This is a genomic window from Flavobacterium pectinovorum, from assembly GCF_022802975.1.
Taxonomy (GTDB): domain Bacteria; phylum Bacteroidota; class Bacteroidia; order Flavobacteriales; family Flavobacteriaceae; genus Flavobacterium; species Flavobacterium pectinovorum_B.
In genome coordinates this window covers 169127-195383 of sequence record NZ_JAFEVZ010000006.1, presented here as the reverse complement: position 1 = coordinate 195383, position 26257 = coordinate 169127, and the positions used below count along the sequence as shown (strand labels likewise).

General features: G+C 35.6%; 26 protein-coding genes. 10 read left to right on the top strand and 16 right to left on the bottom strand.

Features of this window, described 5'->3' with window-relative positions; genetic code table 11:
• Positions 1-52: 52 nt before the first annotated feature.
• Entirely contained in the window at positions 53-1582 is a 1530-nt protein-coding gene (locus tag FLV_RS10880) for a Fic family protein (protein ID WP_243233789.1), read from the top strand.
• A 47-nt stretch (positions 1583-1629) separates the two neighbouring features.
• Here the strand turns inward: FLV_RS10880 and FLV_RS10875 are convergent, their stop codons facing one another.
• The 3 genes from FLV_RS10875 to FLV_RS10865 are packed head-to-tail and all read right to left on the bottom strand — an operon-like array spanning position 1630 to position 5603.
• The gene (locus FLV_RS10875; protein WP_243233788.1) at positions 1630-4158 is read right to left on the bottom strand and encodes a carboxypeptidase-like regulatory domain-containing protein; all 2529 of its coding nucleotides are present in this window, start codon (positions 4156-4158) and stop codon (positions 1630-1632) included.
• 3 nt (positions 4159-4161) lie between these two features.
• Positions 4162-5058, bottom strand: coding sequence for a FecR family protein (locus FLV_RS10870; protein ID WP_243233787.1), 897 nt, complete (start codon positions 5056-5058; stop codon positions 4162-4164).
• A 23-nt stretch (positions 5059-5081) separates the two neighbouring features.
• Positions 5082-5603: an RNA polymerase sigma factor gene (locus FLV_RS10865; RefSeq protein WP_243233786.1), complete on the bottom strand. Its 522-nt coding sequence runs from the start codon at positions 5601-5603 to the stop codon at positions 5082-5084.
• Positions 5604-5973: 370 nt separating this feature from the next.
• On the opposite strand from FLV_RS10865, the gene FLV_RS10860 reads away from it, so the two are divergent.
• From FLV_RS10860 to FLV_RS10825, 8 genes are all read left to right on the top strand, one after another.
• Entirely contained in the window at positions 5974-6426 is a 453-nt protein-coding gene (locus tag FLV_RS10860; RefSeq protein ID WP_243233785.1) for a hypothetical protein, read from the top strand.
• Between the two features lie 358 nt (positions 6427-6784).
• Positions 6785-7147, top strand: coding sequence for an S-adenosylmethionine decarboxylase family protein (locus tag FLV_RS10855; protein ID WP_243233784.1), 363 nt, complete (start codon positions 6785-6787; stop codon positions 7145-7147).
• 3 nt (positions 7148-7150) lie between these two features.
• The gene (locus FLV_RS10850) at positions 7151-8380 is read left to right on the top strand and encodes a DUF4178 domain-containing protein (RefSeq protein ID WP_243233783.1); all 1230 of its coding nucleotides are present in this window, start codon (positions 7151-7153) and stop codon (positions 8378-8380) included.
• A gap of 96 nt (positions 8381-8476) precedes the next feature.
• Entirely contained in the window at positions 8477-8656 is a 180-nt protein-coding gene (locus tag FLV_RS10845) for a hypothetical protein (protein WP_243233782.1), read from the top strand.
• Between the two features lie 11 nt (positions 8657-8667).
• On the top strand, positions 8668-8883 hold the full coding sequence (locus FLV_RS10840; RefSeq protein WP_243233781.1) for a DUF350 domain-containing protein: 216 nt from the start codon (positions 8668-8670) through the stop codon (positions 8881-8883).
• A complete protein-coding gene (locus FLV_RS10835) occupies positions 8876-10396 on the top strand; it encodes a polyamine aminopropyltransferase (protein ID WP_243233780.1) in 1521 nt (506 codons plus the stop codon). Before FLV_RS10840 ends, FLV_RS10835 begins: the two co-directional genes overlap by 8 nt.
• Positions 10371-11999 carry an NAD(P)/FAD-dependent oxidoreductase gene (locus tag FLV_RS10830; RefSeq protein WP_243233779.1) on the top strand — a complete coding sequence of 543 codons (1629 nt, stop codon included), beginning with the start codon at positions 10371-10373 and terminating at the stop codon, positions 11997-11999. Before FLV_RS10835 ends, FLV_RS10830 begins: the two co-directional genes overlap by 26 nt.
• Entirely contained in the window at positions 11977-12999 is a 1023-nt protein-coding gene (locus tag FLV_RS10825; protein ID WP_243233778.1) for a hypothetical protein, read from the top strand. The genes FLV_RS10830 and FLV_RS10825 overlap by 23 nt, the downstream gene beginning before the upstream one ends.
• Positions 13000-13512: 513 nt before the next feature.
• Here the strand turns inward: FLV_RS10825 and FLV_RS10820 are convergent.
• The 7 genes from FLV_RS10820 to FLV_RS10790 all read right to left on the bottom strand — a co-directional run bounded on the left by FLV_RS10820 (position 13513) and on the right by FLV_RS10790 (position 19069).
• Positions 13513-14289, bottom strand: coding sequence for an SGNH/GDSL hydrolase family protein (locus FLV_RS10820; RefSeq protein WP_243233777.1), 777 nt, complete (start codon positions 14287-14289; stop codon positions 13513-13515).
• A 60-nt stretch (positions 14290-14349) separates the two neighbouring features.
• Complete coding sequence (locus FLV_RS10815; protein ID WP_243233776.1) at positions 14350-15132, bottom strand: DUF3050 domain-containing protein; 783 nt, start codon at positions 15130-15132, stop codon at positions 14350-14352.
• A gap of 85 nt (positions 15133-15217) precedes the next feature.
• On the bottom strand, positions 15218-16399 hold the full coding sequence (locus FLV_RS10810; protein ID WP_243233775.1) for an acyl-CoA dehydrogenase family protein: 1182 nt from the start codon (positions 16397-16399) through the stop codon (positions 15218-15220).
• Between the two features lie 160 nt (positions 16400-16559).
• Positions 16560-17267: a tRNA1(Val) (adenine(37)-N6)-methyltransferase gene (locus FLV_RS10805; RefSeq protein WP_243233774.1), complete on the bottom strand. Its 708-nt coding sequence runs from the start codon at positions 17265-17267 to the stop codon at positions 16560-16562.
• A 267-nt stretch (positions 17268-17534) separates the two neighbouring features.
• On the bottom strand, positions 17535-17759 hold the full coding sequence (locus tag FLV_RS10800) for a four helix bundle protein (RefSeq protein WP_243233773.1): 225 nt from the start codon (positions 17757-17759) through the stop codon (positions 17535-17537).
• Between the two features lie 203 nt (positions 17760-17962).
• Entirely contained in the window at positions 17963-18487 is a 525-nt protein-coding gene (rimM, locus tag FLV_RS10795) for a ribosome maturation factor RimM (protein ID WP_243233772.1), read from the bottom strand.
• Between the two features lie 15 nt (positions 18488-18502).
• Complete coding sequence (locus tag FLV_RS10790) at positions 18503-19069, bottom strand: 30S ribosomal protein S16 (RefSeq protein ID WP_243233771.1); 567 nt, start codon at positions 19067-19069, stop codon at positions 18503-18505.
• A gap of 242 nt (positions 19070-19311) precedes the next feature.
• Between FLV_RS10790 and FLV_RS10785 the strand changes: the two genes are divergently transcribed.
• Entirely contained in the window at positions 19312-19662 is a 351-nt protein-coding gene (locus FLV_RS10785; RefSeq protein ID WP_068844832.1) for an RNA recognition motif domain-containing protein, read from the top strand.
• A 139-nt stretch (positions 19663-19801) separates the two neighbouring features.
• On the opposite strand, the gene leuB is transcribed toward FLV_RS10785, so the two are convergent.
• The 6 genes from leuB to leuC form a co-directional block, all read right to left on the bottom strand.
• Complete coding sequence (gene leuB / locus FLV_RS10780; RefSeq protein ID WP_243233770.1) at positions 19802-20857, bottom strand: 3-isopropylmalate dehydrogenase; 1056 nt, start codon at positions 20855-20857, stop codon at positions 19802-19804.
• A 150-nt stretch (positions 20858-21007) separates the two neighbouring features.
• Positions 21008-22528 (bottom strand): alpha-isopropylmalate synthase regulatory domain-containing protein, encoded by a 1521-nt coding sequence (locus FLV_RS10775; protein ID WP_243233769.1) that lies wholly within the window; start codon positions 22526-22528, stop codon positions 21008-21010.
• 51 nt (positions 22529-22579) lie between these two features.
• Positions 22580-23371, bottom strand: coding sequence for a methyltransferase domain-containing protein (locus FLV_RS10770; RefSeq protein WP_243233768.1), 792 nt, complete (start codon positions 23369-23371; stop codon positions 22580-22582).
• A gap of 106 nt (positions 23372-23477) precedes the next feature.
• Positions 23478-24074: a 3-isopropylmalate dehydratase small subunit gene (gene leuD, locus FLV_RS10765; protein ID WP_243233767.1), complete on the bottom strand. Its 597-nt coding sequence runs from the start codon at positions 24072-24074 to the stop codon at positions 23478-23480.
• 56 nt (positions 24075-24130) lie between these two features.
• Positions 24131-24490, bottom strand: coding sequence for a four helix bundle protein (locus tag FLV_RS10760; protein ID WP_243233766.1), 360 nt, complete (start codon positions 24488-24490; stop codon positions 24131-24133).
• A 74-nt stretch (positions 24491-24564) separates the two neighbouring features.
• Positions 24565-25959 (bottom strand): 3-isopropylmalate dehydratase large subunit, encoded by a 1395-nt coding sequence (leuC, locus tag FLV_RS10755; protein WP_243233765.1) that lies wholly within the window; start codon positions 25957-25959, stop codon positions 24565-24567.
• Positions 25960-26257 lie beyond the last annotated feature (298 nt).

The window sequence follows — 26257 nt, the reverse complement described above, 5'->3', positions numbered from 1 at the left end:
AACCTATTTTTCATATATTTGAAGAAATTATTTATAAAATGTTTGTACAAATATGGTAGTTTTTTCTAAAGATATAACGGTGTTTAATGGCAAAATAACCCCGGAACCCGCTACATTAGCAGGATACGGTGCCATAATAAATGCATTGCAGTTAAGTATACCAATACCTGATAAATTGGCGATCATTAGTAAAAAACATAAACGATACAGTACAGAAAACTGGTTAATCTTTACACCAAGACACCATCCAAAAGAAACATTATTTCATCATCTGGTTTTTGCTTTGAAATATGAAGGGATAAACCTGTTGTTCTTTAAAAAATTGTTTGAAAAAATTTCAAAAGAAGAAATAACAAGTATCATCCAAAGCGAACCAACGGGACAATACAGTCGAAAAATTTGGTTTTTGTATGAATGGCTTATGCAGGAACAGCTGGATATTCCAGACCTGACGATAAAAAACTTTATTCCATTAATAGATGAGGATATTCAGTTTGGGGTATCAATTTCTGTTAATTCCAGTCGTCATCGAATTAAAAATAATTTACCCGGAACGGTTGATTTTTGTCCATTAGTATTTAAAACAGACAAACTCAAAAATTACATCGAAGAGAACCTTTCTCAAAAAAAAGATACTTATTTAAAAGCTTTTCATAAAGATGTTTTGCAAAGGGCTTCGGCTTTTTTATTGCTGAAAGATTCAAAAGCCTCTTTTACAATCGAAGGCGAAAATCCAACAACAAATCGTGCTGTACGTTGGGGAAAAGCCATTGGTCAGGCAGGTTCAAAATCTTTAGACAAGGAAGAACTTATTCGGTTACAGCAAATCGTAATCGAAAACAGCCGTTTTATAGAAATGGGTTTTAGAAAAGAAGGCGGTTTTGTAGGCGAGCACGAACGTACAACCGGTGAACCTATTCCGGAGCATATTTCAGCCAAAAAGGAAGATATAGAAAAACTTATTGACGGACTGATTGCTGCGTATAAAAAACTGGAAGAGGCTAATTTTGATCCCGTTTTGTCTGCTTCAGTAATCGCCTTTGGTTTTGTGTTTATTCATCCTTATGTCGATGGAAACGGAAGAATTCATCGCTATTTAATTCATCATATTTTATCTAAAATGAAGTTTACACATCAGGGTATTATTTTTCCTGTTTCGGCTTCTATCTTAAATCATATTGATGATTATCGTAAAGTGTTAGAATCCTATTCTCACCCTTTGCTTGATTTTATAGAGTGGGAAAAGACAAAATCGAACAATGTTGAAGTTTTAAATGAAACAATCGATTTCTACCGTTATTTTGATGCCACAAAGCAAGCGGAGTTTTTATACGATTGTGTAAATGATACGATTGAAAATGTGATTCCACAGGAAGTAACGTATCTTCAAAAGTATGACGAAATGAAAAATTATCTGGATGATGTTTTTCAAATGCCTGATAATACAGTTGCATTACTGATTCGGTTTTTAGAACAAAATGATGGAAAACTTTCTAAAAGAGCGATTGAAAAAGAATTTTCAGTTTTGACTGAAGAAGAAATAAAAGAGATTGAGCGAAATTATAAATCAGTAATGACTTAAAATTTCAAACAGCTTTTAAAGATGAAACAATTTGTCAATCATCGAAACTACAAAAAGTAAACCCGTACAAAAGCATTAAATGTATTTTCCAGAGCATTGATATTTACCTCTTCAATGGTTGAGTTTTGTGAATTGATTCGGTAGCTTCGGTTTATAGTTTCTGATGAATCAAGAAGGTTTTGTACAGAAATTCCAGCTTTGTATTTCATTTTATCGGATAGTTTACTGGTGAAACTTATTGAGGCATTGAGCTGTAAATAGTCATTGAGCTGGCTGCTGTTTGGGTTTCGGTATACAATCATTGGATTTTGGTTTTCATCAAATTCCGGAACACGGGAAGCAGGCTGAGTGTAGAATCTGCCTGACATCCAGCTTCCTCCTAAGGCAAATTGCCAGCGTTTGTTGTCGTAAATAAATCCACTTCTAACCGCATGTGGAACTTCCTGATTGCTTGTAAAATCCTGATCATGCAGGCGGTCAAATTCATATTCATTATTGTTGTACTGGTAGGTTACCCATCCGGTAAAATTGCGCCATTGTTTTTGTACCAGCGTTTCGAGTCCATAAACGGTATATTTTCCCAAAGTATTGGCAAACTCAAACTCTCCCTGAAATCCCTGGCTTATGCTATTGATTCCGCTTACTTTTTTAATAAACGGTTCTGCAGTAAACAGCCATTTACGTTTTTGGAAGTGTGCTGCAAAGGAGAGCTGTGAACTTTTGGTAACCGGAAGATTATCGCCGTTAGAAAGTGTCCATCTTCTTTTTTCCAGACCAAAGAAGTTTTCCTGAAAATCAACAATCTGTTGTGTCGTCTGGCTTTTCATTTCGCCCTGTAATTCCAATGCAAAATCTTCAGTAAGATTGTAACGTATTAAAAAACGGGGTTCTGTGCGAAAGGTATTAAGGGTTTGAAAATAATTTTGTCGGATCCCGGCAGTCAGGAAAAATTGCTTATAGTTGGTATCAGCCTGAGCATAAACAGCGTGGGAGAGGAGATGTTCCTTACTGTTTTGAAGTTTAAAAGTATTATCGTTATTGGTGTTGTCAATATTGGTGTGATTAAGCTGATAGCCCAGCTGAAGTGAGAAATTTTTGCTTCCTGCAATGCTGTGATGTATTCCGAGACCTTTATCCAGTATTCTATTCTCCTGTTTAAGAATTCGGTTGCTTTCTATAAACATATCACGTGAATCAATGCTGTAATTGGTGTAATGCAATGTTAATTCAGTTGCATCGCCCGATTCCCATTTGGTAGAAAAACTGGCATTTCCGGCTATTGTCTGCTGGTCCAGTTTGCTTTTTTCATTGATAGGCCCATTATTGTCTGCAATACTTTGGTTAACGTTAAGTTCGTTGGAGATTAGGATGGAATTTATCCGAAGTTCGGAACGCTTGCCTATTTTTTGCCTGTACTGACCGGTAATGTCATAGAAATAGAAATCCTCGGAACTTTTATAATCGATATCCTCATCAATAAACAAGTTGGTGATTTTAGTATTCTGGAAAATACGTTTAAAATAACTCTTATATGTGGGCGAAGCAAAATAATCGGTTATGGATCTTCGGGCGCTAAATTGCCAGTCTGCCTTTTCGGAAGTTTTAAATGAAGTATTGAAATCGATATTCAGCATATTGATACCTAAGGAACTTTCGTAGAAATCGCCTGATTCAGGCAGTGTTTCTATAATTACGGTGCCGGATACTGCCTGTCCGTATTGAGCAGGACTTGCATTTTTATAGACAGTAAAGGACTGCGAAAGATTCGGATTTAAGGCAGAGATTAGACCAAAAAAATGTCCTGTCTGGTACAATCGTATACCATTCCAAAGAAACAGGTTCTGGTCGTGTGTGCCTCCGCGGAAACTGATGTTGGAAACGGTTTCGTCAAGGCTTACGGCACCGGGTAATTGCTGAATGGTCTGAAACACATCCGGTTCTGTCATGCCCGGAAGTATCCCGGTATTTTTAGATTCGATTTTGTAGCTTCCATCTCCATCTTTTTTAATACCGCGTGTTAATAAATGCATAATCTGTACTTCAGAGAGCTGGGCGATATGAACAGACAGTTCAATTGTAGTTGTTCCTTCTTTTGCAAAGTTGCTTATCGCTACGGTTTTATCATTGTAACCTACATGCGAGATGTGCAGGTTTTTGTCATTGGAACTAAAGAAACAAAAACGACCCTCTGCATCTGATTGTGTGGATTGTTTCGGCCCTAATGCTATCGTAGCAAAGGGAATGGGTTCTTTTGTATCGGCATCTAATAAAAGGCCGCACAATTGTGAAGATTTGACCTTTGCCGGTTTGATAACAATATAATGATCAGAAATGCGATTAAAAACAAGGCCTGTTTCTAAGGCAAGTTTGGCAATGATTTCCTGTGTACTGCCCTGAGGGATAGCAGTAACCGTTGCATTTGCAATATCGTGCTCAATATAATTAAACTTTATATGGTATCTGGACTCAATAGATTGTAAAGCTTCGCGTAAAGATATGCGAGTCCTGTCCTGCTGGGCATTTGATATCCAACAGGTTAAAAATAAGACACATAATAATAAAGCTTTTTTAGACAATTTTTACTTATTCATTAATTCATAACTGCCATCTGCGAGTTGGGTTCTCTTAAGGTTAAAGGTCTCTTCAATAATCTGGAGGGCTATATCTAAATTATCTGCGGGTACAGTTCCAGTATATTCTTTGTTGGTGTGCACTTTATTTGCTTTAATTGTAACATTATATTTGCGTTCTAATTCAGCAGTAACTTCATTGAACAAATCAGCACGAAAAACAATTTGATTGGCTGTCCATTCAGGCTGGCTTACATTTACTTTGTTTACAAGCCAGCTGCCTTTATTTATGGTAACTATTTTGCCAGGGGTTACTATTTCTTCCTTATTTTCTTCGCTAACCCTTACTCTCCCTTCGTAACAGGCTACATCCATTCTCTGGCTGCGTGACCGCACATTAAATTGTGTCCCTAAAACCTGAACCATTCCGTTTGGTGTTATGACACTGAATTTACTCCCTTTTATAACTTTAAAATAGGCTTCCCCCGTTAGACTAAGCGTACGGTTTTCTTCCCAGTCTGATTTGTCAAAATTGATTTCCGAATCAGAATTCAGGCTGACCTGAGATCCGTCGGGCAATAAAAATGCTTTCTCTGTTCCTCTGGCTGCATAAATGGATGTTTTGGAATCTTTTAAGAATAAAAATCCAATTCCGGTGAATAATAATAGCATTGCCGCTGCTGACATCCATTGAAAAGAATGCGTTTGGAACAATGATTTCTTTTTAGGCGCCGCTAAAACGGTCTGCAGCATATTGCCGGCTTCTTTTTGCGATACATTCAACTGAGCAGAATGTTCTTTTATTTTTTCAAACATTTGCCAGTCAATATCTTTGCCCAAAGCCTGTTTTTCTTCTTCAGACAAATCATTGCTGAGCAAACGTGATAAATAATGATCCTCTTTCATAACGTACTATTTTTTGTTTTCAGTTACCTGAAATTTTCTATGTTTTTCTTTAAGGCAAGCATAGCCAGATGAAGCCTTTTTTCTACTGCTTTTACGCTAATTCCTAATGCGGCTGCAATTTCTTTTTGAGGAATCTTATCAATACGGTGCATTAAAAACGCTACTTTTTGTGTTTCGTTAAGATCATCAATTGCTTTTAACAGTTTTTGTCTGAATTGCTCTTCTTCCAGTACAAATTCAGGGCTTTCATTTGTAGCTGTAACAGGCTGTGATTGCTGCACATAGTTAAGAACAACTTTTTGATGGGCGACTACTTTTAGCGATTTGTTAAATGCTACCGTGTAGAGATAAGATTTTGCCTTTTCCCATGGAACACTGCTGCAGTTTTGCCATAATTTGATGAAAGCTTCCTGCGCAGTATCATACGCCTGTTCTTCGTTGCCAAATTTATAGTATAGAAAATTACGGAGCGCTTTTTCGTGGCTTTTAAAAAATAGGGAAAAATGATTTTCGCTGCAGGTATTGTAAATTTCTTTTTTAGACATAAATGTAACCTTAGATATAGGTGTAACCCCTGGTCTGATAAAATCCCTACCTGAAAAATAAAATAAATATTTCTGGGTCGGGATGCTGGTATAAATTGGGTGTTAAATTGAGCTGCAAAGATAAGGGAACGCTGAATAGCTTTGTTTAATAAAACGAATTCAATAATTAATTTGCCTGATAAGTCTAAAGAGATTTCCACTATTTAAAAGGCTTTCGTAACGATTTTTATTACCGATGAAAAAAAAATAATATTTTTTGGTAGGGATGCGAATAAGCCAGGGGTTATAGATACAGAAGCATGCAAAGGCAATGAAACAGCCTTTGTGAATTTAAAAAAAAAACAGAATATTAAATTTAAATTATTTTATCATGACAAAAAAAATTTTTGCATTAGCCCTTTTAGCCGTAAGTGTTTTAACCACTTCTTGTGACAATGACGATGACAAATCACTTAATACAGATCCTACGCCTGCAACTTCTGTTCTTTCAGTTGGTACCTGGAGAGTTACAAAATTTGAAGATCGCGGAGTTAACAAAACTGCCGATTTTGCCGGTTATAACTTTACTTTTAGCAATGGAAATGTATTAGCTGTAAACGGAAATGACCAAAGCTATTCAGGATCATGGTCGGTTACATCAGATGATGAGCGTGATACGCCGCCGGATACTGATCTGGATCTGAATCTTTATTTTGCTAACCCACAAAGTTTTAGAATTCTTAACGAAGATTGGGATATTATTAGTATTAGTGATACAAAGGTTGAAGTTGCTGATATAGATGATGATGGCCCATCAGACTATTTAGTATTTGAAAGAAACTAATTACAAACGATTTCATTTTTAATTCTAAAAACTCCCGTCGATGATGGGAGTTTTTTTTGGTATATCATTAAAAGTATAAACAATTAGTTGAAAATTAATGAATAGAATTTCTAAATCAGCCCCGATAGGAATGATATCCTTTTGTGGTCTCGTTTTTTTTAACGAGACCACAAAAGATAAAATGGATAGCGGGACTAAAGGTGTTTTGAAAACTAAATTTCTGCTGCCTGAAAATTCAAAAAAACTCAATTATTAGCCCCGATTTGTGAATCGATAAATGATTTCGAAAATACATTTTCACATTATTTTATTAGAGAAATTATTATATATTTGGCGCCTGAGTTATATAAATAATTGAATGGATTTACCTCCTTATTCGCCGGGACTTCACAAACTGGTTACTTTACATGTCGATAAAATTTCAAAGCTAACTGATAGTGAGGGGTTTGTTGCTGTGACCAATTTAATTTTAGAGAAGTACGGTTTGGAGAAGGTTGGAGTAGTGGTGCATGATTTTGAAAACAACAGCTTTACAATTTCGTTCTGCCTGAAAGAATCGCATATTTGTATCCACACCTGGCCAGAATACAATCAGCTTACTTTGGACGTTTATTTGTGTAATTATCTTCAGGATAATTCGCATAAGGTTCGCAGCGTAGTGGCCGATTATATTACTTATTTTGAAGCGAAAATTAGTAAGGATTTTGAAATTAACCGATAATATATGAAGATTCCTTGTTACGATTGTAATACAGAAACCGAATTAGAAGTTGGTTTTGAAGTGCTCAATTTTGTCTGCCCGAAATGTCAGAGTTTATACGTTAGTGATAATGAAGGCAGTTTTCGGAGAAAATCTAAATATAAAGTTTCAGAAAATGACTTTCCATTGGCGATTGGAGATGTTGGTTTTTTGAAAGGCAGTGCATATAAGGTGACCGGTATTTTGGTTAAAAACGTTCATCCAAATTATAGATGGACAGAGTTTATTCTGCAAAATGAAGCCAAAGAGTTCCTTTATTTATCGCTTTCGAACGGCCATTGGATTTTACTGACTGAAATGGAAGAAACATTTGGCGTAAAATCTCATCCTTTGGCGCTGGAACATGAAAATGAAGATTACGATATTTATGAATATTCAGATGCCGAAATTATAAATGCACAGGGATTTTTTGATTTTGAGCTTCCGGTGAATCAGCTGATTCATTTGGTAGAATACATAAAGCCGCCTTTTATGATTTCTGTTGAAAGAATGAACAAAGTAGAAACAGCTTTTTATGGAGAATACATCAAAAAAAGTGAGATAAAAAAAGCGTTTAAGAATATCATAATGCCGTATCAGTCTGGCGTAAATATGATTCAGCCATATCGTTTTGATCTTAGAAATACAGCTGTTATTTTCTGCCTTTTTGCTTTACTGATTATTACTTCTAACTGGTATATTTATAAAGATCAGTTTCAGCAGCATGTTTTTTCGAAAACAATAAAATTTAGTGAATTCGACAACAAAGAGGTTACAAGTGATGCTTTTGTTTTAAAGGGCGGTTCGGCTCCGTTAACAATCAAAGTTTCAACAAGCGTTGATAATTCATGGGCCAATCTCAATGTTGCATTAGTGAATGAAGATACCAATGATGAAATTTATGCCAATAAAGACATAGAGTATTATCACGGCTATTCTGATGGGGAATCCTGGACAGAAGGAAGTAGTTCTGAAGAGTTTAATATTTGCGGGGTAAAAGCTGGAAAATACCATCTTTTGATAACGCCAATGAAGGCTCCTGAAGATGTTAATAATAATGAAATGCACGTAAATGTGATCTGGAACGAACCATCGAGCCGAAATGTATGGTTAGTGGTTATCGGGATGATTGTTATTTACTTTATTATACGTTTTTTTAAAAATCAATTTGAAAAAGAGAGATGGGCAGACAGCTCGTACTCCACATACGAATAAGTTAATATGAAATGAGCATGACCGAAAATTGGTCGCAAAAACCAATGATGATATGCGAATTACATATGACCGATAAAAAACAATAAATATCAATATATGAAAAGAATTTCGGATTTCTTTACCAATAACTGGGCTCCATTGGCAATTGGATTTTTTTGTTTTGGAGTTTATATTTATTTTGCTGTCGCCGGAAACCGAATTTGCGACTGCGAATCTACTGAAAGTTACAAGTCAACAGGAAGCCGTACATCTTATAACCGTTTTTATCACAAGTAAAATTTAACAATATGGAATATATTCACGCACAACCCATAATTAATTCGATCATTTATTCTTTTTTAGGAATAGTTATTTTATTAATAGGATATTTTATCATCGAAAAACTGACTCCGGAAAGCACATGGAAAGAAGTTGTGGAAAAAAATAATGTTGCTGTAGCGATTGTTCTGGCAGCTTTTATCATTGGACTTTCAATGATTATTAGTGCCGCAATTCATGGGTAAAAAGTTTCTTAGGTTTGAATTTCTTTTACTGTTTGCCGTATTTATAATCGCCACCTGCGGACTAATTTACGAATTGGTTGCCGGAACACTGGCGAGTTATTTATTGGGCGATTCCGTAAAACAATTTTCATTTATTATTGGAGTTTACCTGTTTTCGATGGGTATTGGTTCCTTTTTTTCAAAGTTTTTCCATAAAAATCTGCTCAACACTTTTGTTGAGATCGAAATATTGGTGGGACTGATCGGCGGATTGAGTTCGGTAGTTTTGTTTTTACTGTTCGAAAGCGTCGCATCTTTTCAGTTTATCTTGTATTTATTTGTTTTTGTAACCGGTTTTCTGGTCGGATTGGAGATTCCGCTTTTAATGAATATTTTAAAAGATCGGGTCGAATTCAAAGATCTGGTTTCGAATGTTTTTACGTTTGATTATATTGGAGCCTTGCTGGCATCGATATTGTTTCCGTTGGTTTTAGTACCAAAATTAGGCATCATGGGAACGTCGCTTTTCTTCGGAATGATCAATGTCAGTATCGCCATTGTTTTATGTTTTCTTTTGAAGAACGAACTAAAAAAGCCTTATTTCTTAAGGGTAAAAGCCCTATTTTCATTTCTGGTTTTATTGACCGTTTTTGTTTTTTCAGATTCGATTCTGGCTTATTCTGAAGGCAAATTGTATGGAGAAAATATTATTTATACGAATACAACTCCGTATCAGCGAATTGTTTTAACGCATAACAAAAGCGATTACAGATTATATTTAAACAACAATCTGCAGTTTAGTTCTGCTGATGAATACCGTTATCATGAAGCTTTGGTGCATCCCGCCATGTCGATTGCCAAAAATATAAAAAACGTTTTGGTTTTAGGCGGTGGAGATGGTTTGGCCGTTCGTGAAATATTGAAATACAAAGAGGTTCAAAAAGTGATTCTGGTCGATTTGGATGAAGGAATGACAAAACTTTTTAAAACCAATACGGTATTAAAAGGATTCAATAAAAACGCATTGAATAATCCGAAGGTTACCGTAATCAATACAGATGCATATATTTGGGCAAAAAGCTGTAAAGAAAAGTTTGATGTTGTCATTATCGATTTTCCGGATCCTTCGAATTACAGTTTAGGGAAATTGTATTCTTTGAACTTTTATCAAACTATAAAAACCATTTTACAGCCTGATGCTGCAGTTGTAATTCAGACTACTTCGCCATATTTTGCGCCAAAGTCATTTTGGTGTATCAATAAAACCGTAATGCAGGTTTTTCCGCAGGTTGATGCGTATCATGCCTATGTGCCATCGTTTGGAGAATGGGGGTATACGATTGCCATAAACGGCTTCGGAACCACTTTTAACGATGTAAAAAGACAAGTTCAGGGTCTGAAATTCTACAATTATCAGTTCGACCGATTCAATTATTTTACCAACGATATGATTTCAAACCAAATAGAAATCAATCGTTTGGATAACCAGATTTTAGTGCGCTATTTTGATGAAGAATGGGGAAAACTGCAATAAGGGAAGACGAAATTTCGTAAAAGGAATTGGAGCTTCATTGCTTTTAATTCCGTTTTTGCAGTTTTGTTCCGATAAAATAGCTATTCTGATGATTCGGTTATCAGGGACCAACCATCTTTTGGGGCATCGGCTATGGATTAAGGATTTCCCTAAGCCGACAGCGCAAATTCAGATTCCATATTTGATTATTGGAGGAGGTATTTCGGGTTTGAGTGCAGCCCGCCAGTTTCATAAAAAAGGGATTTCAGATTTTTTGCTCCTTGAAATGGCAGATCATCTGGGAGGAAATTCCTCAAACGGTCAAAATAAATATTCAAAATATCCATTGGGAGCACATTATTTGCCTCTTCCCAACTTTGAAGATAAAGAACTGCTGCATTTTCTGGAAGAAGAAAAAATAATTCTTGGTTATAACGAAAAAGGGCTTCCGGTTTTCGACGAACTACAATTGACTTTTGCGCCTGACGAAAGACTATTTTACAAAAATAACTGGCAGGATGGCGTGGTTCCAAAAGAAGGAAATTCGGTTGAAGATGATAAGGAATTTATACGATTCTTTAAAGAAATGGATGCATTCAGAACAGCGAAAGGAGTAGACCTGAAATACTTATTTGATCTTCCGATTCGCCTCTCTTCGGCAGATAAAAGCACAAGGGATTTAGATAAAATTACGATGAAAAAATGGTTTGAAAACAATAATTTCAGATCAAAACCTTTATTCAATTATATCGATTATTGCTGCAAAGATGATTTTGGATTAGGAATTGAATTCGTTTCTGCCTGGGCCGGGATTCATTATTTCGCCGGAAGAAAACAGGATTCGGTTACCGATAAAAATGAAAGCGTTTTAACATGGCCGGAAGGTAATGCCAGATTAGCCAGTCATCTTAAAAAATATACTGAGAAGAAAACCCTGAAAAACCATTTGGTTTATGAGGTAAAAGTCGAAAACAATAAAGTGGTTGCCAAAGCATTTGATGATGTTAAAAAAGTTTCGATAGAAATAATCGCAGAGAAAGTTATTATGGCAACACCGCAGTTTGTCAATCAGTATTTGATAAAAAACCGTAAAGAATTTACAAAAGCATTTCATTATACGCCCTGGCTTTTGGCGACTTTAACCGTAAATGATTTGCCGGACAATTTCAGTTTTCCGCTTTCGTGGGATAATGTGATTTATGATGCGAAAGGCTTGGGTTATGTGTATGCACAGCACCAAACGCTGAATCAGGTTCAGGAGAAAAAGGTAATTACCTATTATTATAGTTTTTCATCAGGTGATTTGAAGAAAACCCGAAAAGAAATCTATAAAAAAGACAAAGAATACTGGAAACAGGTTGTTTTTGATGATCTGAAAATTGCACATCCGGATATCGAAGAATATACTGAAGAAATGGAAGTTTTTATTTTAGGTCATGGAATGATTTCACCTGTGCCTGATTTTATTTTTGGCAAAGCCAAAGAGAATGCCGCAAAAAACATCGAAAACCGAATCTTTTTTGCGCACACCGACCTGTCCGGAATCTCTATTTTTGAAGAAGCTTTTCATCAGGGAATTAATGCTGTAAACCAAATTTTAAATGATGCAGCCCTGGATTCATAGAGCCAAAACAGATGTACTGTTTATCATTGGGCCGTCATTTTTTGTGCTGGCAATCATTTTTATGTTTCAGGATTACATGACTGAAATCGAAAATGATTATTCTTTTTATACCTGGCTTTTTCTAATTGTTTTTATCGATGTAGCTCATGTTTATGCGACTTTGTTTAAAACGTATTTTGTTGCAGATGAATTTCAGAAAAAGAAGAAATTACTAATTCTCCTGCCGATTGTTTGTTTTGTGATAAGCATGATTTTGTTTTCTTTTGGAAGTCTGGTTTTTTGGTCTTTTCTGGCTTATGTTGCCGTCTTTCATTTCATCAGACAGCAATACGGTTTTATGCGGTTGTATGCCCGTAACGAAGAAAAAACAAAGGTTTCTGTTACAATCGATAATCTGGCAATTTATGCGGCAACCGTTTACCCAATGCTATTTTGGTTTTTATCTCCCAACAGAAAATTTAACTGGTTTGTTGAAGATGAGTTTTTTCATTTTGAGAATCAGACTTTATTAGAAATCCTGTTTTGGATTTACATTGGTATTTTGTTGTTGTATATGGCTCGAACTGCGATTATTTCAGTTAAAAACAACTTTTTTAATGTTCCGAAAAACAGTATTATTTTGGGAACAGCATTGTCGTGGTATTTCGGAATAGTCTATTTTAATGATGACCTTGTTTTTACTTTGCTGAATGTAGTCTCACATGGAATTCCGTATATGGCGTTGGTTTATTTTAGAGAAGTTGAAAGCAAAGTTGATAACGGTTCAGGAGTTTTTGGTTTCTTAAAAAATTACAATGCCGTATTTATTTATGGACTGATTTTATTGATAATTGCTTTTTCAGAAGAATTTCTTTGGGAGTTTTTTGTGTGGAATGAAAATATTTCCGTCAGTAATTTTGATTTCTCGGGCTGGCAGTTTGTGCTGGTTCCGCTGTTGAGTGTACCTCAGTTTACACATTATTTGCTCGATGGTTTTATTTGGAAGTCTAAGAAAGTATAGGTTTTAAGTTCTTAACCTGTGTTCGATTATTCAATAATTTGTTATTTATTAGATATCCTGCAAGGTTTTTTCAACCTTGTGGGTATGCATACTGATTATAAGATGGCTGCAAGATTCTTAAAAGGACCTTGTAACCTGAGCTCGATTATTCAAAAAAACACCTTGTATTGCTTATCCTGCAAGGTTTTTTTTTAACCTTGTAGGTATCAATACTAATGATCGAATATCTAGGAAGTCTCGAAAAAGACCTTGCAGGAATATTAATCAACATCATTAATTTGTAAATAATTTTGTATTGGATTAATCGAACTCAGGTTTGCAGGAACATTAACTGATATAATTTATTTGTAAACAAGTTCTGTGCTCTCAGGTTCTTAAAAAAATATAAATCTCTAATCTAGCCCCGATAGAAATGATATCCTTTTGTGGCGGGGTTCGCCACAAAAGATAAAATGTATAGCGGGACTAAATGTCTTATTGAAAACAGATTTTCTGCTTCCTAAAATTAATAAACTAATCCTGTAATGCTATTTTGGCTTTGGGTAAAAGTCGCTCAACAAACGCCGCATAAGCAGATTCTGAAGGATGCAAACCATCTGAAGCAACCAAATTTGGATTGCTTAGTCTTTGTCTGGTAATGTCAGTAATGTTTACAAAAACGATGTTATTTGCTTTGCAATAATTTTCGGCAAAGGTATTGTGCTGATTTATTTCAGTGGAGATTTTTGCTTTTTGACTGTCGCTTAAATTTTTTGCAAAAGGAGTATAAGCATAGTCGGGAATAGAAACTACAATTACATTTTTTTTATCGCCTTTTGCCAATATAATGGCTTTGTTTGCCAGTTCCGGAAATTCTTTTTCATAAACAGAGAAATCTTTTCCCTGATATTGGTTGTTGACACCAATTAACAATGTTACCAAATCATAATTGGATTCGGTTTTTTGCTGGTTTATGGCCGAAATTAAATTGGTGGTTGTCCATCCGGTTGTGGCAATTACTTTTAGTGAAAAATTGGTTTTTGTATAAAACATTTTTAAGCTCGTTTTGAGCTGTTCCGGAAATCGACAGGTTTCGCAAACGCTTTGACCAATCGTATAGCTGTCTCCCAAGGCTAAATAATTTATGGATTTAGCCTTGGGTCCGGTTGGGATTTCCGGATTCGGGACTGTTGTTGGAGGAGTAACGGGTTCAGGTGCCACTGCCGTTTCTGAAGGGGTTTCTTCAGTACTGCAGCTCAAAAGGAATATGGAGATGATAACAGTAACTATTTGTTTAAATTGGGGTTTCATAATTTGTTTAATTTACGTTACGTTTAAACAAATAGTTACGTTAAAAAAGTAATTATGGTTTTAAACCATTTCAGCTTTCATAGAAATTTCTTCTTCGATAGCGTTCCAAAGGCCGATTCGTTTTTCAAGGGCAAGAATTGATATTTCTTCAACTTCTTTCCATTTTTGGGCATCATCTCCGCATAAATCGGTAATCATCTGCATGGCCATTGGTCCGTGTTCATCGGCATCCAGTTCGATATGTCTTTCGAAATAATAAAGCAGTTTTGTTAAATCAACTTCCGGAAGATTTTTTTGGAAGTTTTTTAAAATTTCGGTAAACATCGCCGGAATCAAATCTTCTCTTCCAAAAGTAAATGCAGCGGCAATTTCATGTGGTTTTCCCTGTTCGATAACTCTGAAAGTAAAGTCTAAAAACGATTTTACATCTGGGTGTAATGAGCTTTGTTTAATGGCAACAAAAATATTGTGAAGAGAATGTACTTCAGATAAAAACTTGTTGATTGGTGTTGTGTCGGCGCCACAATCTTCCATGGCTTCAAGATACATTTCGTAGTGACTTTGTCTTCTGCCATCGATACTAAGATCTGTTTCTTCGGCAAGGACAATTTCGTTGATTAAATATCTGGTTTCAGGATTTTTGGTAGCAAACCATGGTGTGGTTGTACAGGTAAGTTTGGCCTGTAAAGCTTTTAGTAATGACATAAAATCCCAAACAGCAAAAACATGATTTTCTACAAAACTGTGCAGGTCCTCCAGGCTTTGGATTTTGTTGTACAAAGAATGCTGTAACAGCAAATCTTTTTGAGGCTGAATGTTGTTGTTGATGGTACTAATATTCATAGGTGGTATTTTTTGGTAAATATAAAAAAGCTTCTTGGTTAGAAGAAGCTTTTAGTATTGATTTTAAATATATTTTAATAGATGTTTATGATTTAAAAGCTGGAATGCCAGTTACATCCATTCCGGTTATCAATAAATGAATATCATGTGTGCCTTCATACGTAATGACACTTTCGAGATTCATCATGTGGCGCATGATTGAATATTCGCCGGTAATTCCCATTCCGCCCAGCATTTGTCTGGCTTCGCGTGCAATGTGAATCGCCATGTCGACATTATTGCGTTTCGCCATTGAGATTTGGGCTGTTGTTGCTTTTCCTTCGTTTCTTAAAACGCCCAAACGCCAGGTTAATAATTGTGCTTTTGTGATTTCAGTAATCATTTCAGCCAGTTTTTTTTGTTGTAATTGTGTTCCGCCAATTGGTTTTCCAAACTGAATTCTTTCTTTAGCATAACGCAAAGCGGTGTCGTAACAGTCCATTGCCGCTCCGATTGCTCCCCAGGCAATTCCGTAGCGTGCCGAATCTAAACAGCCAAGCGGAGCGCCTAATCCTGATTTGTTGGGTAATAAGTTTTCTTTAGGCACTTTCACGTTATCAAAAATCAATTCACCTGTAGATGATGCACGAAGTGACCATTTATTGTGTGTTTCAGGAGTTGTAAAACCTTCCATGCCGCGTTCTACGATTAATCCGTGAATGCGTCCTTCTTCATTTTTTGCCCAAACGACTGCTACATCTGCAAAAGGTGCATTCGAAATCCACATTTTGGCACCATTTAAAAGATAATGATCTCCCATATCCTTGAAATTGGTAATCATACTTCCGGGATCAGAACCGTGGTCAGGCTCTGTTAAACCAAAACAGCCCATGAATTCTCCGGTCGCCAGTTTTGGTAAATATTTCATGCGCTGTTCTTCGTTTCCGTATTTCCAGATAGGGTACATAACTAAAGAAGACTGAACAGATGAGGTAGATCGTACGCCTGAATCTCCGCGTTCAATTTCCTGCATAATCAGTCCGTATGAAATTTGGTCTAAGCCTGCTCCTCCATATTCAACCGGAATGTAAGGGCCAAATCCTCCAATTTCTCCAAGTCCTTTTATAATTTGTTTAGGGAATTCGGCTTTTTGAGCATATTCTTCTATGATAGGAGAAACTTCACGTTTTACCCATGCACGAGCCGATTCTCGAACCAGTTTGTGTTCTTCTGTCAATAAATCATCTAAATTGTAATAATCGGGTGCTTGAAATAGGTCTGGTTTCATTTTTATAGTTTTTACTAAAAACAAATTTACATAATAAAAATATAACAAAACGAAACTAAATTGTTATATTTTAAAATAAAAATAACATAGTTCAATGGAGAAATAGAAAGTAAAGATTTAAATAAAAGGGTTTTTAAGAGGAGCAGAAAATAGTGATATTTCACATTTTCAAATAAAAATCTTTCGTGAGCTCAATATATTCAGGTGTATAAACGTGTCTGTCTATTTCGATAATTAATTCATCGATTTCTATATCTTGAATTTGATTTCTGCTAAAAGCCAATAAACTACGTTTAACAGGAGAAGTCAAATTTCCTTTTACACGAGTAATTTTAGTTGGATATAATTCAGCTTCTTTGGCTAAAGCTATAAAGTTTTCTTCTTCTTTGAATGGAAGGATTAAAGCAAATATTCCGTTTTCAGAAAGTAATAAATCGGCAGCTTCAACTAATTCTTCAAAAGGCATAGCATCCTGAAATCGGGCTAAATCGCGCTGATCGTTTTCGGTTTTATAATCTTCTGAATAAAAAGGTGGATTAGAAACGATTAAGTCGTATTCGTCTTCGGGTTCTTCAATAAATTCGTCTAAACCGGCATGAAAACAGAATAATCGATCGCCCCATGGTGAATTTTCAAAATTTTCAACGGCTTGTTCGTAAGCGTCTTCATCAATTTCAAGTGCGTCAATTTGTTCAGCATGAGTCCGCTGTGCCAGCATCAAAGCAATAATTCCGGTTCCTGCACCAATATCCAAAACACTAAACGGACTGTGATTTATGGGAGTCCATGCGCCAAGTAAAACGCCATCTGTGCCAACTTTCATGGCGGTTTTGTCTTGTTGAACAGAGAATTGTTTGAATGAAAACATAAAGATTAAATTCCAATTTTTTAAATTCCAAATTCCAATTCTGAAAATGAAAATTTTAAAAATGAAATTCCAAATTCTAATTGTAAAAAGGATTAAAATTATATAGTTTTGAGTTACAAAAGTATGATTAAAATATCAATTAATTACTTAGTTATTTTTGTGATTATGGCTGATAGAATTTTTCTTAATTCTTCTATTTCGAATAATAGTAAATCTGAAACGGATCTTTGATCTGGATTTAAATCGTGAAGTAATTTTAGCCGGTATTTAATTCCTTAGCTTCTTTTCTGGATATTTTGAGCCTAAAAACCAAATCTTTGTCTCCAAGTTTTCATTTGCTTCAATATAGTTAGCTCCAACTGAACCAGACGATCTAATTAATTGTTTACCATCTTCAATATTTGATGTTGTTTTTGATAAGCTTTTAATGTAATTCCTGCATTCTTTTGCAAACAAAAATGTTCGTTCCTCTAAATCGTATGGTTTGTTCATGGTATAAATCCCAAATTCCAATTGTTGGGGTTTAGAAATAATGAAATCAACCAAAAAAAATAAGTTTTTTCTTTCATGTTTGTTTTGAAAGAATTTTTATAATGAAATTTCTCTCTCCAGTTTTGGAATTTGGAATTTCTTTGTATTGGAATTTAACCTTTTCAGGTTTGGAATTTGGAATTTAAAAAAATTGGAATTTAATTTTAAAGGTACATCTCTACCAATCCTTCAGGAAGGTTCATGATGACTTTTTTATTTTCACGATCAATTTTTACAAGGAAATGATCAATCATTGGAATTAAGATCTCTACATTGCCGTTTAAAACTTCAAAAAGAGGCTGCGCAGAAGAATCATTAATCGAAGTTATTTTTCCGAAAACGCCTAAACGTTGGTCTTCGATTTCAAAACCAATAACTTCGTGGAAATAAAATTTGTTGCCTGAAAGTTTTGGCAACATAGTTAAAGGAAGATAGACAGCATTGCCAACTAAGGCATCTGCATCTTCTTCTGTGTTTACATCTTCAAAACGAACTCTAAGAAAGTCGTTTTTATGTAAAGAACTTGTTTCAATAAAAAAAGGAACCAGGTGTTTGTTGTGTTCAACAAACACTGATTCCAGATTTTCGTATAACTCAGGTTCATCTGTGTCTAAATAGATCAGAACTTCACCTTTGAAACTAAATTTTTTAGCGATTTTACCTAAATAAAAACATTCTTCTTTACGCATTATCGCTACCTAAAATTATGCTTCAGTTGTTTCGTTATTCTCTTCAGCAGCAGCTTCTTCAGTAGATGCTTCAACTTCAGCAACTTCTTCAGTAGCCTCAGCAGCAGATGCAGCAGCGATAGCGTCAGCTTCAGCCTGAGCTGCAGCAGCTAAACGTTTAGCGTTAACTTCTTGTTCTGCTTTTAATGCTTTAGCTTTAACATCAGCTTGTGCTTTTGTCAAACCGTCTTTTTTAGCATCAACTTTTCCAGCTTTAGCTTCTAACCAGGCAGCTAATTTTGCGTCAGCCTGCTCTTGAGTTAAAGCTCCTTTACGAATACCTCCATCAAGGTGGTGTTTCAATAAAGCTCCTTTGTAAGAAAGGATAGCTCTTGCAGTATCAGTTGGCTGTGCACCATTGTGTAACCATTTTACAGCGCTATCAAGGTTTAAATCGATAGTTGCAGGGTTAGTGTTTGGATTGTAAGTACCGATTTTCTCTAAGTATTTACCATCTCTTTTTGAGCGTGCATCTGCAGCTACAACCCAGTAAAAAGGTTTTCCTTTTTTACCGTGTCTTTGTAATCTAATTTTTACTGACATAATCGTATGATTAAATTGTGAGGTACTCGACCTCTGTTAATTAAGGGCGCAAAGATATAATTTTTTTCTGAATTGTACATTTAAAAGCATATTAAATCTGTAAGAGATAAAATTCATACGATTTTTTGTTTTTTTTTCGAATTCAATGTTTCGAAATCAAAATAAAAACATAAATAAACTAATATATAGTAGATTAGAGAAAAATAAGACTACATTTGTTGCATTATTATAAATAAGTATATATGAACATTTTTGTTGGAAGCCTTCCATTCAGTATTGAGGAAGCAGATTTAAGAGAGTCTTTCGAGGCTTACGGAGCAGTAGATTCAGTTAAAATCATTACTGATAAATTTACAGGAAGAAGCAAAGGTTTTGGTTTCGTAGAGATGCCAAACGATGCTGAAGCTCAAAAAGCAATTGACGAATTGAACGGAGCGACTGTTCAGGGACGTGCAATTGTAGTTAATAAATCTGAGCCAAAACCTGAAGGTGAAAGAAGAAGCTTCAATAACAACCGCGGAGGAGATTCTCGCGGAGGTTACGGTAACAACCGTGGTGGAAATGACCGTGGTGGAAACAGAGGAGGATATTAATATTTTTTTCTAAATATATAAAAGGGATCAACGAAAGTTGATCCCTTTTTTTGTGTGGTAATTTTTCTGTAGAGGCGCACTGCAGTGCGTCTAACATACCGAGGAGACGCACTGCTGTGCGCCTCTACGATAAAAATAATTATATATTTGCGGCTAACCAGTCGCCTACTTCTTTAGTGCCGTATGCTTTTCCTCCATCAGCCAAGTCTTCAGTAACTACTCCGGCTTCTAAAGCTTTGTTTACAGCATCTCTCATTGCTTTTCCTTCTTCCATCAATCCGAAGTTTTCGAACATCATAGCAGCAGATAAAACAGTAGCCATTGGATTGGCAATGTTTAATCCTGTAGCTTGTGGGTAAGAACCGTGAATAGGTTCAAATAAAGATACTTCAGCTCCCATAGAGGCAGAAGGCATTAATCCCATTGAGCCCGAAATTACAGAAGCTTCATCTGTTAAGATATCTCCAAATAAATTTTCAGTAATCAATACATCATAAGAGTTTGGCCATTGTACCAAACGCATTGCAACTGCGTCAACAAACTCGTAGCTTACTTCAACTTCCGGATAATCTTTTTCCATTGCCTGAACTGTTTCTCTCCATAAACGTGAAGTTTCTAAAACGTTTGCTTTGTCAACACAACATAGTTTTTTAGAACGTGTCATGGCCAATTCGAAACCTTTTTTTGCTAAACGCTGTACTTCAGCTCTGGTGTAAACGCAGTTATCAAAAGCAGTATCTCCGTTGTCTTTTCTTCCTTTTTCGCCAAAGTAAATACCGCCTGTTAATTCTCTTAAGAAAACTAAGTCAGTTCCTTCAATTCTTTCTCTTTTTAATGGAGATTTATCTAATAAAGAAGGGAATGTAAAAGTTGGTCTTACGTTTGCGAACAAACCTAATGCTTTACGCATTTTTAACAAACCTTGTTCTGGTCTTACAGGTGCAGAAGGATCGTTGTCGTATTTAGGGTGTCCAATCGCTCCAAAAAGAACGGCATCAGCATTTTTACAAACTTCATGTGTAGAATCCGGATAAGGCTCACCTACTGCATCAATTGCAGCAGCACCGGTTAAAGCTGGTTTCCATGTGATTTCATGTCCAAATTTTTGTGCAACAGCATCTGATACTTTTACTGCCTGATCAATTACTTCTGGTCCGATTCCGTCTCCGGCTAAAAGGGCTATGTTTAATTTCATTCTATATTTTTTTAAGGTTTTAAGATTCTGAGTTGCTAAGGTTCTAAGTTTTTTCATTCTTAGTGGCTTAGTTTTTTATTTTTAAAGGTTTGAGTTGATGAGATTCTAAGTTCAAAGCAAAAAAACTTAGTAGCTTAGAATCTTAGCAACTTAAGTAATCACATTCAGCATTTTTTGGGTCGCAATAATGGCTGCAACAGTCTGATCCGAATCTAATCCGCGGGTTTTGAATTCTTTTCCGTTGTTTACCCAGGTAATAATAGTTTCGCATAAAGCATCAGAACTACTTCCTGGTGGGATTCTTACCGCATAGTCAATTAATTTCGGAAGTGTTAGTTTTTTGCTTTTGTAAATTTTGGTTAACGCATTCATAAAAGCGTCAAACTGACCGTCTCCCTGAGCATGCTCTTCAATAACTTCTCCGTCAATTTTTAGGCATAAGGTAGTTGAAGGACGCATTCCTTTAGAATGGACTAATATGTAGGATTCGATGGTGATTTTTTCCTCGTAGGTATGACTGTCCAAAACATCCGAAATAATGTATGGAAGATCTTCTTTTGTTACAGTTTCTTTTTTGTCACCCAGTTCGATGATTCTTTGGGTAACCAATTTTAAATCTTCCTGATTTAATTTTAAACCTAATTCCTGAAGATTTTTTTCGATATTGGCTTTTCCGGAAGTTTTTCCCAGCGCATATTTTCGTTTTCTTCCAAATCGTTCCGGAAGTAAATCATTAAAATATAAATTGTTTTTGTTGTCTCCGTCAGCGTGAATTCCGGCGGTTTGTGTAAAAACATTATCTCCAACAATAGGTTTGTTTGCCGGAATCCTGTAGCCTGTAAAAGTTTCTACTAATTTACTAACTGTATATAAAGAGGTTTCTTTGATGTTGATTTTTACTTCTGGTAAATAATCGTTTATTACTGCAACAGTACTTTCAAGCGGAGCGTTTCCGGCACGTTCTCCCATTCCGTTTACGGTTACGTGAAGCCCGTTAATACCGGCTTTTATAGCTTCCATTACATTGGCAACGCTCAAGTCGTAATCGTTATGTGCATGAAAATCGAAATGAATCTGTGGATATTTGGCTTTTATTTTAGAAATAAATTCAAAAGCTAAAGACGGGATTAATACGCCTAAAGTATCCGGAAGTAATATTCTTTTAATTGGCTGGGTTGCTAAAAAATCAAGGAAATCAAAAACATATTCAGGAGAATTTCGCATTCCGTTACTCCAGTCTTCCAGGTAAACATTGGTTTCAATATTGTTCTCTTTTGCTAAAGCGATAATTTGGGCAATTTCAGAAAAATGCTGTTCCGGAGTTTTTTTTAGTTGATGCGTTAAGTGATTCATTGAGCCTTTGGTCAATAAATTCTGCACTTTGGCTCCTGCTTTTTTCATCCATTCAATTGAAATACCACCGTCTACAAAAGAAAGAACTTCAATTCTGTTAATATATCCTTTTTCTTCAGCCCATGAAGTGATGCCTTTTACGGCCTGAAATTCGCCTTCGCTTACACGTGCTGAGGCAATTTCGATTCTGTCAATATTTAATTCTTCCAACAACAATTGTGCAATGGTTAGTTTTTCTGCGGCAGAAAAAGATACTCCTGAGGTTTGTTCGCCGTCACGGAGTGTTGTATCCATTATTTCAATTTTTCTTTTTTCCATGTTCCTTTTCTAAATTTCTTTTTAAAAGTGAAATTTTTAGTTGTGTTGTTGTTATAGTTTTCCTCTTACTTCATTTAACTTCATTGTCATTGAAAATGCTGAATTTTCAATCCAATTATTGTATTCTTCAATGGCTTTTAATCTCAAAGCATTATCTAAATAACCTTCTTCAACCATTTGTGTTGAGCCGGCTACTTTTGACCAAATTCCTGCTTTTGATTTAAAATCCAGATCTTCCCGGTTATAAATTTCATCCGAATTTATTTTCTCAATAGAATGAAAACCTGCTTCTCTTAATAATTCTGGTAAGTCTTCAGCAATTTTATTATTCATTCCGGCGTCTTGTCTCCACTTTAGAAAAGTTTTATAAAATTCCTTCATGCTTTCCGGAGGTGACGGATTCCAAACGAGATTTGTATGATCATAATCAAGAATCGAAATTTGTCCATTTGGCTTCAATAATGATTTCATTTTTATCAAGGCTTCCTTCGGATTGCTTAACCATTGCAATGTTCTGGCTGAAATAATCAAATCAAATTTTACTTCCGGATTATACTCAAATAAATCAACGCTGATTAATTCTAAGTTTGTAATAGACTGATAAGACTCTTTTCCGCTTTTGATAGTAGTTTCTGTGTTATCTATGCCAATAACTTTTCCGTCTTTGCCAATGTAATTTGCAATATCTTTAGAAATAGAACCGGTTCCGCACCCAATATCCAATACCGTAATTCCCGGTTTTAAAACCTGAATTAAATTTCGATAATCTTTTACTAAACTTCTACTGTCAAATATTTTTGTGGCATTTTGTCCGTCTCTTTCAATGTGTTTATTGCCTTTCATCTGAATAGAATTGTTGAACTATCGAAATTCATAAAATTGTAAAAAGCAGTTACGAAGTCCAACTGTAGGGTTGAAACTTGCGTAACTGCGTTTGAGTTGGTTGTGTTTAGTAAGGAAGTTTGTCAGCAAAAGCTTTAATATCTTCCTTAATATTTTGTAAATAATCAATATCATCAAAGCCGTTAATCATATTGTTCTTTTTGTATCCGTTGATTGCAAAAGATTCTTGCTGACCAGTTGATAATAAAGTAATGGTTTGATTTGGTAAATTGATTTCTAATTCTGTTTTAGGATCAGCTTCGATAGCTTTGAAAATAGTTTCAGAAAACTCAGGGCTGATTTGTACCGGTAAAACACCAATATTTAAACAGTTTCCTTTGAAGATATCAGCAAAGAAACTGGAAACTACAGCTCTAAAACCGTAATCGTAAACCGCCCATGCAGCATGCTCTCTTGAAGATCCTGAACCGAAGTTTTTTCCTCCAACAAGAATTTTTCCACTGTAAGTTGAATCATTCAGGACGAAATCTGCTTTTGGAGTATCGTCTCCGTTGTATCTCCAGTCTCTAAAAAGGTTGTCTCCAAAACCTTCACGTTTTGTAGCTTTTAAGAAACGAGCCGGGATGATCTGATCTGTATCTACGTTCTCGATTGGCAGCGGCACTGCACTGCTGGTAAGTATATTAAATTTATCGTATGCCATTTTTATTTGTTTTTTTGGCAGTCGGCTTTGGGCTTTGGGCTTTGGCAAATACTGCGTTAATTTTGTTGATTTAATTTTAGTCTTAATTGATAAATCTGTTTTCTAATTTGAATTACTTTGCTTTCTAAAGTCTGATGAAATTCAGGTTTTAAATATTTCAAGTCAGAAGTAAGTAATAATAAATACTCCACTTCTGAGCAGGAAGCAATTGTAATATTCAAATATCTTGCAAATTCTTTTTCAGAATTAGATCCACAACCTTCGGCGAAATTTGTTGGAATAGAAGAAACTGCTCTTCTCAATTGACTTGTTAATCCAAATAATTCTTCTTTTGGAAATTCTTTTGTTACCTGATAAACTTCGAGTGTAAACAAATGACTTTCTTGCCAAACATTATATTTTCTAAAATCTCTCATTTTTGCGACTATCGGCTGTCAGCCATGGGCTTTTGGCAGTAGGCTGAAAGCTCATAACCGAAAGCCCACAGCTATTAAAACAATTCTCTCGGATCTGTCAGTTTCCCTGTAACAGCAGCTGCCGCCGCCATAATTGGACTTGCCAATAAAGTTCTTGAACCAGGACCCTGACGTCCTTCAAAGTTTCTGTTTGAAGTACTTACAGCATATTTTCCTGCAGGAACTTTATCATCGTTCATTGCTAAACAAGCAGAACATCCAGGCTGACGTAATACAAAACCAGCTTCAGTCAAAATATCTAAAATTCCTTCTTCTTTAATCTGAGCTTCAACAACGTGAGAACCCGGAACTAACCAGGCAGTAACATTGTCTGCTTTTTTACGGCCTTTTACAATTTCTGCGAAAGCTCTAAAATCTTCGATACGGCCGTTTGTACAGCTTCCTAAGAAAACGTAGTCAATTGGTTTTCCAATCATAACGTCGTCTTCTTCAAAGCCCATATAGGCTAATGATTTTTTATAGGTTTCTTCTCCGCCTTCAACCTGATCGGCGCTTGGAATATGTTTAGAGATACCAATTCCCATACCAGGGTTAGTACCATAAGTAATCATTGGTTCGATATCTTCTGCTTTGATGTTTAATTCAGCATCAAAAACAGCATCTGCATCCGTTTTTAAAGTTTTCCAGTATTCGACTGCTTTAGTCCAAACGTCTCCTTTTGGAGCATAAAGTCTTCCTTCAAGAAAATCAAAAGTAGTCTGGTCAGGAGCAATCATACCTCCACGAGCACCCATTTCGATAGAAAGGTTACACACAGTCATACGGCCTTCCATAGTCATTTCTTCGAATACATTTCCTGCATATTCAGCAAAGTATCCTGTTCCTCCGGAAGTAGTCAATTGAGCAATAATATAAAGCGCAACGTCTTTTGGGCCAACACCTTTACTTAATTGACCGTTTACGTTGATACGCATTTTCTTTGGTTTAGGCTGCATAATACATTGAGTAGAAAGCACCATTTCAACCTCAGAAGTTCCGATACCAAAAGCGATAGCTCCGAAGGCTCCGTGAGTAGACGTATGCGAATCCCCGCATACAATAGTAGCGCCTGGCAAAGTAATTCCGTTTTCAGGACCAACTACGTGTACAATTCCATTTTTTTGGTGACCTAATCCCCAGTGCGAAATTCCGTATTCGTTCGCATTGTCTTCAAGTGCTTTCAGCTGGTTTGCTGATAAAGCATCCGCTACCGGTAGATGTTGGTTTATAGTTGGGGTATTGTGGTCTGCAGTTGCAAAAGTACGTTCCGGGTATAAAACGTTAACGCCTCTTGATTTTAATCCTAAAAAAGCAACAGGACTTGTAACTTCATGAATGAAATGACGGTCAATAAAAAACACATCTGGTCCATCTTCAATTTTACGCACAACGTGTGAATCCCATACTTTGTCAAATAATGTCTTACTCATTTTTATTTTTTTTTAATTGTAATTTCTATAAGCACAGTTATCCTGTTCATTATATTAGCAAAACAAAAGTAAAAAAAGATACAAAAACGTCAATTTCAATATTTCATTATATACGATACCCAAACTAAAATACAAATTGCCGACAGGCTTTTATGCGTTTAATTTTGATCGGATGATGAAAAGAAAACTGATTTTGAATTCCTTTTTCTGCTTAAATTTTACTTAATTGGTTTTGATTTTAATAGTTTGCAAATTTATTTCAAAAACACTACAAAATAGCGTGTTTAATTTGAAAAAA